This is a genomic window from Rubrivivax benzoatilyticus JA2 = ATCC BAA-35 (assembly GCF_000190375.1).
Lineage (GTDB): Bacteria > Pseudomonadota > Gammaproteobacteria > Burkholderiales > Burkholderiaceae_C > Rubrivivax > Rubrivivax benzoatilyticus.
In genome coordinates, this window is sequence record NZ_AEWG01000008.1 from 26,486 (window position 1) to 37,670 (window position 11,185).

The window sequence follows — 11,185 nt, forward strand, 5'->3', positions numbered from 1 at the left end:
CTCAAGCCAGTGAGTCGAGGCCGCGAGCGAGGTCGGCCTTCAGGTCTTCGATGTCTTCGAGGCCGACCGCCACGCGGATCATGCCCTGGGTGATGCCGGCGGACAGACGCTGGGCCTCGCTGAGCCGCCCGTGCGAGGTGCTCGCCGGGTGCGTGATCGTCGTCTTGGTGTCGCCGAGGTTGGAGGTGATCGAGCAGATGCGCGTCGCGTCGATGACGGCGAAGGCGCCGGCACGTTCGCCGCGTGCGATGAAGGAGACGACGGCGCCGCCGCAGCCGCCCTGCTGGGCCATCGCCAGCGCGTGCTGCGGGTGCGATTCGAGCCCCGGGTGGTAGACCCGTTCGACGGCCGGGTGCGCCTCGAGCCAGCGCGCCAGCGCCAGCGCCCGTTCGCTCTGCGCCTTCAGCCGGATCGACAGCGTCTCCAGGCCCTTCAGCACCACCCAGGCGTTGAACGGCGACAGCGCCATGCCGGCGCTGCGCATCACCGGCACCAGCTGGGTGTCGATCAGCTCGGCCGGGCCGCAGACGGCGCCGGCGACGACACGCCCCTGGCCGTCGAGGAACTTGGTGCCCGAGTGCACGACGAAGTCGGCGCCGAACTCGACCGGGCGCTGCAGCGCCGGCGTGCAGAAGCAGTTGTCGACGGCCAGCCTGGCGCCGCCGGCGTGCGCGATCTCGGCCAGCGCACGGATGTCGCAGACCTCGGTCAGCGGGTTGCTCGGCGTCTCGGCGAACAGCAGCCTGGTGTTCGGGCGCATCGCGTCGCGCCACTGGGCGACCTCGGTCTGCGAGACGAAGGTCGTCTCGATGCCGAACTTGGCGAAGTCCTGGAACAGCTTGATCGTCGAGCCGAAGACGCTCTGCGAGCAGACGACGTGGTCGCCGCCCTTCAGCAGGCCCAGCACCAGCAGCAGGATCGCCGACATGCCGCTGGCGGTGCCGATGCAGCCGCTCGTGCCTTCCAGCGCCGCCAGACGGCGCTCCATCATCGTCACCGTCGGGTTCGAGAAGCGGCTGTAGACGAAAGCCTCCTCCTCGTTGGCGAAGCGGCGCGCAGCGGTCTCGGCGTCGGGGTGCACGAAGCTGCTGGTGATGAACAGCGCCTCGGAGTTCTCGCCCCACTCGGTGCAGGGCAGGCCCTCGCGCACGGCCAGCGTGTCGCGGCGGGCATCGGCGGGCAGATCGGTCTTGCGGATCATGTTGGCCTCAGCCTCTGGAAAAGGCAGCCGGGCTGCCATTCAAACGCCGCATCAAGCGGACGCCGTGGACCGGCTCTGCCGGGCCACTGGCGGCGCCCCCTTGAGGGGGAGCGCCGAAGGCGCTTCGGGGGTGGTCCATCATTCCTCGGCGCTCTGCAGGGCCAGGCGCGAACGCGCCGGGCCGTCTTCCTCGTCGAACTGCAGCTTGCGCTGCGTCTCGATGGCCTGGAAGTCGGCGGCGCTGACGTCGCCGGTGACGTAGACGCCGTCGAAGCAGCTTGCCTCGAAGCCCTGGACCTGCGGGTTGAGCGCGCCGACGACACGTTTCATCGCGTCGACGTCCTGGTAGATCAGCGCGTCGGCGCCGATGAACTCGCGGATCTGCTCGATGCTGCGGCCGTGCGCGATCAGCTCTTCCTTCGTCGGCATGTCGATGCCGTAGACGTTGGGGAAGCGCACCGGCGGCGCGGCGCTGGCCATGTAGACGCGGCGGGCGCCGGCCTCGCGCGCCATCTGCACGATCTCCTTGCTCGTCGTGCCGCGCACGATGGAGTCGTCGACCAGCAGCACGTTGCGGCCCTTGAACTCGACGCCGATCGCGTTGAGCTTCTGGCGCACGCTCTTCTTGCGCACCGACTGGCCCGGCATGATGAAGGTGCGGCCGACGTAGCGGTTCTTGACGAAGCCTTCGCGGTACGGCTTGCCGATCTTGTGCGCCAGCTGCATCGCGCTCGGGCGGCTCGACTCGGGGATCGGGATGACGACGTCGATCTCGCTGGGCGGCATCGTCGAGATCAGGCGCTGGGCCAGCGTCTCGCCGAGGTTCAGCCGCGCCTGGTAGACCGAGATGCCGTCCATCACCGAGTCCGGCCGCGCGAGGTAGACGTACTCGAAGATGCAGGGATTCAGCCGCGGCGCCTCGGCGCACTGGCGGGTGTGGGTGACGCCGTCCTGGTCGATGAACACCGCCTCGCCCGGCGCGATGTCGCGCACGAAACGGAAGCCGCTGCCTTCGATGGCCACCGACTCGCTGGCGAGCATGGTCTCGCCTTCGGGGCCGACACCCAGGCACAGCGGGCGGATGCCGTGCGGGTCGCGGAAGGCCAGCAGGCCGTAGCCGGCGACCAGCGCGATGACGGCGTAGGAGCCGCGCACACGCTTGTGCACCGCGGCGACGGCCGTGAAGATCTCCTGCGGCGTCAGCGGCAGGCCGGTGGCGGCCTTGTCGAGCTCGTGCGCCAGCACGTTGATCAGCACCTCGGTGTCGCTCTCGGTGTTGATGTGGCGGCGGTCGACGTCGAACAGCTCCTGCTTCAGCGCATGGGCGTTGGTCAGGTTGCCGTTGTGCACCAGCACGACGCCGAACGGCGCGTTGACGTAGAAGGGCTGCGCCTCTTCCTCGCTGTAGGCGTTGCCGGCGGTCGGGTAGCGCACCTGGCCCAGGCCGACGTTGCCCGGCAGCGCACGCATGTTGCGGGTGCGGAAGACGTCGCGCACCATGCCGCGCGCCTTGTGCATGAAGCACTTCGTGCCCTGCATCGTGACGATGCCGGCGGCGTCCTGGCCGCGGTGCTGCAGCAGCAGCAGCGCGTCGTAGATCAGCTGGTTGACGGGCGTCTTCGCGATGACGCCGACGATGCCGCACATGGGAGTTCCTTTCAGGCCGGCAGATGCCGCGCCAGATCGACCGGCAGCACGGGCTTGAGCCCCTGCATGGCGGTATTGAGCCACAGCGCGCCCTGCGACTGGCGCCAGGCGACGGATTGAGAAGCCGGCGTCAACGCGACGACGGTCGCCAGCGCCAGCAGCAGGACGCCGCCGCGCAGCAGGCCGAAACCGGCGCCGAGCGCGCGGTCGGCCGGTGACAGCGGGGTCGCGTGCACGAGCAGGCGCACCAGGCGCGACAGCAGCGACCACACGACGAGCGCGGCGACGAAGGTCAGCACGAAGGCGGCGCCGTGGTTCAGCGGCCCGCCCGGCGTGCCGACCGGCAGGTGGCGCGCCAGATCGGCGGCGAACCACTGCGCGGCGAACCAGGCGACGATCCAGCCGGCCAGCGACATCGCCTCGAAGACGAAACCGCGCACCAGGCCGACGACGGTGGACACCGCGAGCACGGCGAGCAGCGTCCAGTCGACCCAGCCGAGCTCGGCCATCACAGCGTCAGCACCGCCGCCGGCAGGCCCGCGGCCTTGAGCTTGGCGGCGGCGCGGTCGGCGGCCTCGCGGCTGTCGAACGGGCCGACACGCAGCCGCGTGCGCTTGCCGGCGCTGGTGTCGACGACCTGGGTGTAGGTCTTGAGCCCGCTCTTGTCGGCGCGCGAACGCGCCTGGTTCAGCGCCGCGGTGTCGGCGAAAGCGCCGATCTGGACGACGAAACGCACTTCCTTGGGCGCCGAGGCGCCGTCGAGCAGCGCCTTGGCACGTTCGGCATCGGCGCGCGCCGCGGCCGTCGGCTTGGGCGCGACCGCCGAGGCCGGCTTGGCGATCGTCGCGGCGGCGTCGGGCTTGACCGCCGGCGCCGAGGCCGGCTTGGCCGGAACGGCTGCGGCCGGCGCAGGCTCGACCTTGGGCTCGACCGCCGGTGCAGGCGCTGGCGCCGCGGGCGCGGACGCCGGCTCCTCGTCGACCGGGCTGTCGGCGATCACGACACCGCTGGATCGTGCGCTGCGCGGCGGCAGCGACACGCCGGGCGCCGACGCCGCGCTGCCGCGCAGCTCGATCGGCACGTCGACCGAGACCGGCCGCGGCTGGGTGTCGAAGACGACCGGGAAACCGATGACGCCGGCGACCAGCAGCACCGCAGCGCCGATCAGGCGGCGACGGGCGCGCGTGCGCGCGACCTGGACATCGGCGCCGTCGGCGGGCGGCGCGCCACGGCGTTCAGGCGCGGGAGAGGGTTTTCGCTTCAGGAACGAAGGCAGAGGCATCGGGTGTCAGCCGGCATGCGGCGCCGACAGCCGCGGCAGGCCGTCGCGCAGAACGCCGCCCACGGTGTAGAACGATCCGAAGACGACGATTCTATCGGCAGGGTCGGAGGCGGCCAGCGCGGCGCGCAAGGCCTCGCTCGGCGTGGCGTGGCGATGCACCGGCGTCGTGTCGCCGAGGACTGCGGCCAGTTCGTCGGCCGTCGCGGCACGCGCCGTCGGCAACGCGCAGACGTGCCATTCGTCGATCAGCGGCCGGATCTTCGCCAGCGCGCCGGCGATGTCCTTGTCGCGCATCGCGCCGAAGACGGCGCGGGTGCGCGGGTAGAAACCCATCGCGTCGAGGTTCAGCGCCAGCGCGGCCACCGACTGCGGGTTGTGGGCGACGTCCAGCACCAGCGCCGGCTGCCCCGGCACGACCTGGAAGCGGCCCGGCAGGTCGACCAGCGCCAGCCCGGTGCGCACCGCCTGGGCGGTGATCGGCAGGCGCTCGCGCAGGCTCTCGAAGGCCGCCAGCGCCGCCGAGGCGTTGAGCAGCTGGTTGGCGCCGCGCAGCGCCGGGTAGCCCAGGCCGTTGTAGCGCCGGCCGCGGCCGGCCCAGTTCCACTGCTGGCGGTCGCCGTCGTGGCGGAAGTCGCGCCCGGCCAGCCAGAGGTCGGCGCCGATCTCGCGCGCGTGGTCGACGACGCTGGCCGGCGGCAGCGGGTCGCCGACGATCGCCGGGCGGCCGGTGCGCATCACGTGCGCCTTCTCGAAGCCGATGCTCTCGCGGTCGGGGCCGAGGAACTCGGTGTGGTCGAGGTCGATGCTGGTGATGACCGTGCAGTCGGCGTCGAAGGCGTTGACGGCGTCGTAGCGCCCGCCGAGGCCGACCTCGAGGATCACCAGGTCCAGCGGCGCCAACGACAGCAGCCGCGCGATGGCCAGCGTCGTGAACTCGAACTTGGTCAGCGTGATGTCGCCACGCGCCTGCTCGACGGCGTCGAAGTGCGGCAGCAGCGCGTCGGCGTCGACCGGGCGGCCGTCGACGCGGCAGCGTTCGGTGAAATGCACCAGCTCGGGCTTCTGGTACAGGCCCACGCGGTAGCCGGCCTGCATCGCGATCGATTCCAGCATCGCGCAGGTCGAGCCCTTGCCGTTGGTGCCGGCAACGACGATCAGCGGCATCGTGAACTCGAGGCCCAGGCGGCGGCGGACCTCGACGGTGCGCTCCAGCGACAGGTCCATCGAGATCGGGTGCATGCGCTCGCAGTGGGCGAGCCAGTCGTCGAGCGTGGCGGGCAAGGCGGTCATGGAAGCAAAACCGGGCCACGAAGGGCCCGGTGTCCGTTGAGACGGATGGAGCGGCGTCAGGCGACCGCGTCGGCGCTCTGGCGCTGCAGCTTGGCGAGCAGGCGGGCGACGGTGGCGCGCATCTGGCGGCGGTCGCAGATCATGTCGAGCGCGCCCTTCTGCAGCAGGAACTCGCTGCGCTGGAAGCCTTCGGGCAGCTTCTCGCGCACCGTGTTCTCGATGACCCGCGGGCCGGCGAAGCCGATCAGCGCCTTCGGTTCGGCGATGACGACGTCGCCGACGAAGGCGAAGCTGGCCGACACGCCGCCCATCGTCGGGTCGGTCAGCACGCTGATGTACGGCAGCTTCGCGCGCGCCAGCCGCGTCAGCGCGGCATTGGTCTTGGCCATCTGCATCAGGCTCAGCAGACCTTCCTGCATGCGCGCGCCGCCGGTGCCGGCGAAGCTGACGAACGGCACCTTCTGCTCGATCGCCGCCTCGACGCCGCGCACGAAACGCTCGCCGACCACCGAGCCCATCGAGCCGCCCATGAAGTCGAACTCGAAGCAGGCGGCGACGAGCGGCACGCTCATCACCGCGCCGCCCATGACGATCAGCGCGTCGGTCTCGCCGGTGGTCTCGAGCGCCGACTTCAGGCGCTCGGGGTACTTCTTGCTGTCCTTGAACTTCAGCGCGTCGACCGGCAGCACCTCCTGGCCGATCTCCCACCGCCCTTCGGCGTCGAGGAAGTGGTCCAGGCGCTCGCGCGCACCGATGCGGTGGTGGTGGCCGCACTTCGGGCAGACGTTGACGTTCTGCTCGAGGTCCGTCTTGTAGAGCACCGTCTCGCAGGACGGGCACTTGATCCACAACCCTTCGGGCACCGTGCGGCGCTCGCTCGGGTCGGTGGGTTGGATCTTCGGCGGCAGCAGCTTTTCCAACCAGCTCATCGGTTCACTCCTAGTTATGCGTCCAGCGCGGCACGGATGCCGGCGATGAAGTCGCGCGCCGCGGCAGCCACGGCCTCGCGCGGCTGCTCGGCGAGCAGCTGCACCAGCCGCGAGCCGATGACGACCGCGTCGGCGACCTCGGCGACCGCACGCGCCGTGGCGGCGTCGCGGATGCCGAAGCCGACGCCGACCGGCGTCTGCACGTGCGCGCGGATGCGCGGCAACATCGCCGCCACCGCCGCGGTGTCGAGGTGACCCGCGCCGGTGACACCTTTCAGCGAGACATAGTACACATACCCGCTGGCCAGCCGACCGACCAGGCGCATGCGCGCGTCGGTCGAGGTCGGCGCCAGCAGGAAGATCAGGTCCAGCCCGGCGGCCTTCAGGCGCGCGGCGAAGTCCTCGCACTCCTCGGGCGGGTAGTCGACGATCAGCACGCCGTCGACACCGGCGGCCGCCGCGTCGCGGATGAAGGCGCCGTCGCCGTGGCGGCCGTCGTAGCGCTCGACCGGGTTGGCGTAACCCATCAGCACGACCGGCGTGCGCTGGTTGCGCTCGCGGAAGGCACGCACCGCGGCGAAGACCTGGGCCAGGCCGATGCCGCGCGCCAGCGCACGTTCGCCGGCCTGCTGGATCACCGGGCCGTCGGCCATCGGGTCGGAGAACGGCACGCCGAGCTCGATGACGTCGGCGCCGCCGTCGGCCAGCGCGGCCATGATCTCCGGCGTCGCGTCGGCGTACGGGTCGCCGACGGTGACGTAGGGAATCAGCGCCTGGCGGCCGTCGCGCCGCAGCGCGTCGAAGGTGGCGGCGATGCGGCTCATTGCGCACCTCCCTTCACGCTCTGGCCGCGGCACGAAGGCCGGCAATAGAAGTCGGCACCGGACAGGTCGGCGACGGTGCCGATGTCCTTGTCGCCGCGGCCGGACAGGTTGACCAGCAGGATCTGGTCGGAGCGCATCGTCGGCGCGATCTTCATCGCGTGGGCCAGCGCGTGGCTGGACTCGAGCGCCGGGATGATGCCCTCGGTGCGGCAGAGGTGGTGGAAGGCCTTCAGCGCCTCGTCGTCGGTGATGCCGACGTACTCGGCACGGCCGATGTCCTTCAGATAGGCGTGCTCGGGGCCGACGCCGGGGTAGTCCAGGCCGGCGGAGACCGAGTGCGTCTCGATGATCTGGCCGTTGTCGTCCTGCAGCAGGTAGGTGCGGTTGCCGTGCAGCACGCCGGGCGAGCCGGCCGACAGCGACGCCGCGTGTTTGCCGCTGTCCAGGCCCTGCCCCGCGGCCTCGACGCCGATCAGCCGCGTGCCTTCGTGGCGGATGTACGGGTAGAAGATGCCCATCGCGTTGCTGCCGCCGCCGACGCAGGCGATCACGGCGTCGGGCTGGCGGCCGGCGAGTTCGGGCATCTGCTGCAGGCACTCGTCGCCGATGACCCGCTGGAAGTCGCGCACCATCGCCGGGTACGGCGCCGGGCCGGCCACGGTGCCGATGATGTAGAAGGTGTTCTCGACGTTGGTGACCCAGTCGCGCAGCGCTTCGTTGAGCGCGTCCTTCAGCGTCTTGCTGCCGCTCTCCACCGGCACCACCTTGGCGCCCAGCAGATGCATGCGGTAGACGTTCGGGCTCTGGCGCTTGACGTCCTCGGCGCCCATGTAGACCACGCACTCCAGGCCGTAGCGTGCGCAGATCGTCGCCGTGGCGACGCCGTGCTGGCCGGCGCCGGTCTCGGCGATGACGCGCGGCTTGCCCATGCGCCTGGCGAGCAGGGCCTGGCCGATGACGTTGTTGATCTTGTGCGCGCCGGTGTGGTTGAGGTCTTCGCGCTTCAGGTAGATCTGCGCGCCGCCGAGTTCGCGGCTGGTGCGCGCGGCGTGGTAGATCGGGCTCGGGCGGCCGACGAAGTGCTTGAGTTCGTCGCGGTACTCGGCGACGAACTCGGGGTCGTCGCGGTAGCGCGCGTAGGCGTCCTGCAGCTCGTGCAGCGCGTGGGTCAGCGTCTCGGCGACGAAACTGCCGCCGTAAGGCCCGAAATGCCCGCGGGCATCGGGCTGGTCGTAATTCAGCATGGTGAGGTGTCCTTCGATTCAGGCGGTGCGGGCATCGGCCTCGCGCACCGCTTGGCAGAACCGGCGCATCAGCGCGGCATCCTTGATGCCTTTGTCGCGCTCGACGCCGGAGCTGACGTCAACGGCCCAGGGCCGGACTCGAAGCACCCCATCGGTCACGTTGGCAGGATTCAACCCACCAGACAAAACGACCGGAACGGGCACGCTTGGTGGTATCAGTGACCAATCGAAGACCTTTCCGCTCCCGCCGTAAGCCTCGACATGCGTGTCGAGCAGCAGGCCCGTCGCGCCGGGATGGCGCCGGGCGAAGTCTAACAAATCGACTCCCGGCGCCATCCGCGCGGCCCGCAGCCAGGGGCGGCCGACGGCGGCACACTGCTCGGGCGTCTCGTCGCCGTGGAACTGCACCAGCGCCTGCGGCACCAGGCGCACGGCGTGGGCGATGGCCTGCGGCGCGGCGTTGACGAACAGCAGCACCGGCGTGACGAACGGCGGCAGCCGGCGCGCCAGTTCGGCGGCACGTTCGGGCGTCAGCGCACGCGGGCTCTTCGGGTAGAGCACGAAACCCAGCGCGTCGGCGCCGGCCTCGACGGCGTCGTCGACATCGGCCTCTCGCGTCAGGCCGCAGATCTTGATCCGGGTGCGGGACATCGGGCGGGAAGCGTCAGACCAGCCAATCCATGGCCGGCGTGTGCTCGGGGATGGCGAAGGCCGGATCGTAGTACGGGCCGACGAAGTACAGCCCGTCCGGCGGGAAGGTCGGCGCGGCGGCGTCGCGGCTGCGTGCGGCCAGCACCTCGGCCATCCACTCCGGCCGCTGGCGGCCGCTGCCGACGGTGACCAGGCAGCCGACGATGTTGCGCACCATGTGGTGCAGGAAGGCGCTGGCGTCGAACTCGATGCGCCAGTAGGCGCCGCGGCGCTCGACGCCGATCGAACGCATGGTCTTCACCGGCGTCAGCGCCTGGCAGCCGGCGGCGCGGAAGGAGCTGAAGTCGTGTTCGCCGATCAGGTGCGCCGCGGCGGCACGCATCGCGTCGCCGTCCAGCGGCCGGAAGACCCAGCCGCAGGCGCCGGCCTCGATCGCCGGGCGCACCGGCGCTTCGAGGATGACGAAGCGGTAGCGCCGCCCTTGCGCGCTGTTGCGGGCGTGGAAACGGGCATCGACACGCCGGCACCACTGCACCGCGACGTCGTCGGGCAGGTAGCGGTTGGTGCCGCGCACCCAGGAGAACTCGTCGCGCTCGACCGGCGCATCGAAGTGCACGACCTGGTTGAAGGCGTGCACGCCGGCGTCGGTGCGGCCGGCGCACAGCGTGCCGACCGGCGTGGCGGCGAACTGGCCCAGCGCGCGCTCGAGCACGTCCTGCACGGTGCGGCCGTCGGGCTGCGACTGCCAGCCGTGATAACGCGCGCCGCGGTAGGCGATGCCCAGCGCGATGCGGCCGCCCGGCGCGACGGCCGGGCCGCCGGTGTCGTGTTCAGCCAAGCGAGGACAGCATGGCCTGGGCCTTGGCCTTCAAGGCGCCGTCGGCCTTGGCGATGACTTCGTCGAGCAGGTCGCGTGCGCCTTCGAGGTCGCCGATCTGGCGGAACTCCTCGGCCAGCTCGAGCTTGCGCGCCAGCGGGTCGCCGTCGCCGATCGGCGGCAGCGAATCCGGGCCCAGGCCGAAGTCGCTGAAGTCAAGTGCCGGCTCGCTGGTGTCCAGCGCGGCCGGCCGCGACGGCGCGGCGGCCGGGGCCGGCGGCGCCAGGTCGCCGAGGTCGAAGTCCAGTGCGTCCATCGGTGCCGGCGGCGTGGCGTCGGCACGTTCGCCGAAGGACATCTCGGGCGTCGGGATCGGCTCGTCCAGCGGCGCCGGATGGGTGTCGACCAGCGGCAGCTCGAAGTCCAGCGGCGCGTTGTCGGACACCGGGCCTTCGTCACGCGGGATCGGCTGGGTCGCTTCCATCGCCAGCGGCGACGGCGCAGCCGGCGTCGGGGCGTCGAGGTCGAGATCCAGGTCCAGGTCGGCGGGCGCGGGCGCCGGCTCGGGCGGCAGCGACGACTCCTCGGGCGCGAACGGCGCCGGCTTGGCGGCATGCGGCAGCGTCGTCGCGGCCAGCGGCTCGATGACCTTGCCGCCGGGGCCCACTTCCAGCGCCGGGGCGCCACCCGGCTGGTACAGCGGATTCTCCGGGTCGATCTGGCGGCCCAGTTCCTGGGCCTTCTCCCAGTCTTCGCCGCTGCCCTGGGTCATCGTGTAGACCTGGGTGGCGAGCAGCTCGAAGCCCTTGATGTCGCGGCGCTTGACGTAGACCTCGAGCAGCTTGACGCGGATCGCCATGCGGTCCGGGTTGGCGCGCATCGCCTCCTTGAGGATCTCCTCGGCCTGCAGGTCGCGGCCGTAGGCGAGGTAGACGTCGGCCTCGGCGACCGGGTCGACGTCGCCGATCGCGTCGAGCTGCGACAGCGAGTAGCTCATCGACGACGGCGCGCCCGACGGCGTGGCCTCGCGCGTGTCGACACGCTGGCCACCGGTGCCACCGAAGAACGAGTCGGGCTGCAGGCGGCTCTCGAGGAAGGAGGTCTCGCCGCCGCCCTTCTGCGCGCCCTGGCGGCGACGCCAGAACAGCAGGCCGCCGAGCATCGCGACCAGCAGGCCGGCGGCGGGCATCAGCATCGGGTTCTCGAGCAGCGAGTCGACGAAGCTCTGCTCCTCCTGCACCGGCATCGGCGGCGGAGGCGCCTTGCGCGGCTTCTTGGCCGGCGCCGAGGCGGCCGACGC

Annotated in this window: 11 protein-coding genes; all 11 read right to left on the reverse strand. The window is 71.3% G+C overall.

Annotated elements, in window-relative coordinates; all coding sequences use genetic code 11:
* Window position 1: 1 nt before the first annotated feature.
* A complete protein-coding gene (locus RBXJA2T_RS00915) occupies window positions 2-1,201 on the reverse strand; it encodes an O-succinylhomoserine sulfhydrylase (RefSeq protein ID WP_009855424.1) in 1,200 nt (399 codons plus the stop codon).
* Between the two features lie 138 nt (window positions 1,202-1,339).
* Window positions 1,340-2,848, reverse strand: a complete 1,509-nt coding sequence (gene purF, locus RBXJA2T_RS00920; RefSeq protein WP_009855425.1) for an amidophosphoribosyltransferase — start codon at window positions 2,846-2,848, stop codon at window positions 1,340-1,342.
* Between the two features lie 11 nt (window positions 2,849-2,859).
* Window positions 2,860-3,357: a CvpA family protein gene (locus RBXJA2T_RS00925; RefSeq protein ID WP_009855426.1), complete on the reverse strand. Its 498-nt coding sequence runs from the start codon at window positions 3,355-3,357 to the stop codon at window positions 2,860-2,862.
* Window positions 3,357-4,130: an SPOR domain-containing protein gene (locus tag RBXJA2T_RS00930; protein ID WP_029719041.1), complete on the reverse strand. Its 774-nt coding sequence runs from the start codon at window positions 4,128-4,130 to the stop codon at window positions 3,357-3,359. Before RBXJA2T_RS00930 ends, RBXJA2T_RS00925 begins: the two co-directional genes overlap by 1 nt.
* 6 nt (window positions 4,131-4,136) lie before the next feature.
* Window positions 4,137-5,420 carry a bifunctional tetrahydrofolate synthase/dihydrofolate synthase gene (folC, locus tag RBXJA2T_RS00935; protein ID WP_009855428.1) on the reverse strand — a complete coding sequence of 428 codons (1,284 nt, stop codon included), beginning with the start codon at window positions 5,418-5,420 and terminating at the stop codon, window positions 4,137-4,139.
* 56 nt (window positions 5,421-5,476) lie between these two features.
* A complete protein-coding gene (gene accD / locus RBXJA2T_RS00940; protein ID WP_009855429.1) occupies window positions 5,477-6,349 on the reverse strand; it encodes an acetyl-CoA carboxylase, carboxyltransferase subunit beta in 873 nt (290 codons plus the stop codon).
* Window positions 6,350-6,363: 14 nt separating this feature from the next.
* Window positions 6,364-7,173: a tryptophan synthase subunit alpha gene (gene trpA / locus RBXJA2T_RS00945; protein ID WP_009855430.1), complete on the reverse strand. Its 810-nt coding sequence runs from the start codon at window positions 7,171-7,173 to the stop codon at window positions 6,364-6,366.
* Window positions 7,170-8,417: a tryptophan synthase subunit beta gene (trpB, locus tag RBXJA2T_RS00950; RefSeq protein ID WP_009855431.1), complete on the reverse strand. Its 1,248-nt coding sequence runs from the start codon at window positions 8,415-8,417 to the stop codon at window positions 7,170-7,172. The genes trpA and trpB overlap by 4 nt, the downstream gene beginning before the upstream one ends.
* Before the next feature lie 18 nt (window positions 8,418-8,435).
* A complete protein-coding gene (locus tag RBXJA2T_RS00955) occupies window positions 8,436-9,068 on the reverse strand; it encodes a phosphoribosylanthranilate isomerase (RefSeq protein ID WP_009855432.1) in 633 nt (210 codons plus the stop codon).
* 13 nt (window positions 9,069-9,081) lie between these two features.
* Complete coding sequence (gene truA / locus RBXJA2T_RS00960; RefSeq protein WP_009855433.1) at window positions 9,082-9,906, reverse strand: tRNA pseudouridine(38-40) synthase TruA; 825 nt, start codon at window positions 9,904-9,906, stop codon at window positions 9,082-9,084.
* On the reverse strand, window positions 9,899-11,185 hold a 1,287-nt coding region (locus tag RBXJA2T_RS00965; protein ID WP_009855434.1), incomplete at its 5' end, for a motility hub landmark protein FimV. The genes truA and RBXJA2T_RS00965, both read right to left, overlap by 8 nt.

What these genes read in the sequence shown, in the direction of transcription:
- RBXJA2T_RS00915 (WP_009855424.1), bottom strand. Translation starts at nt 1,201, where the DNA reads ATGATCCGCAAGACCGATCTGCCCGCCGATGCCCGCCGCGACACGCTG.
- purF (WP_009855425.1), bottom strand. Translation starts at nt 2,848, where the DNA reads ATGTGCGGCATCGTCGGCGTCATCGCGAAGACGCCCGTCAACCAGCTG.
- RBXJA2T_RS00925 (WP_009855426.1), bottom strand. Translation starts at nt 3,357, where the DNA reads ATGGCCGAGCTCGGCTGGGTCGACTGGACGCTGCTCGCCGTGCTCGCG.
- RBXJA2T_RS00930 (WP_029719041.1), bottom strand. Translation starts at nt 4,130, where the DNA reads ATGCCTCTGCCTTCGTTCCTGAAGCGAAAACCCTCTCCCGCGCCTGAA.
- folC (WP_009855428.1), bottom strand. Translation starts at nt 5,420, where the DNA reads ATGACCGCCTTGCCCGCCACGCTCGACGACTGGCTCGCCCACTGCGAG.
- accD (WP_009855429.1), bottom strand. Translation starts at nt 6,349, where the DNA reads ATGAGCTGGTTGGAAAAGCTGCTGCCGCCGAAGATCCAACCCACCGAC.
- trpA (WP_009855430.1), bottom strand. Translation starts at nt 7,173, where the DNA reads ATGAGCCGCATCGCCGCCACCTTCGACGCGCTGCGGCGCGACGGCCGC.
- trpB (WP_009855431.1), bottom strand. Translation starts at nt 8,417, where the DNA reads ATGCTGAATTACGACCAGCCCGATGCCCGCGGGCATTTCGGGCCTTAC.
- RBXJA2T_RS00955 (WP_009855432.1), bottom strand. Translation starts at nt 9,068, where the DNA reads ATGTCCCGCACCCGGATCAAGATCTGCGGCCTGACGCGAGAGGCCGAT.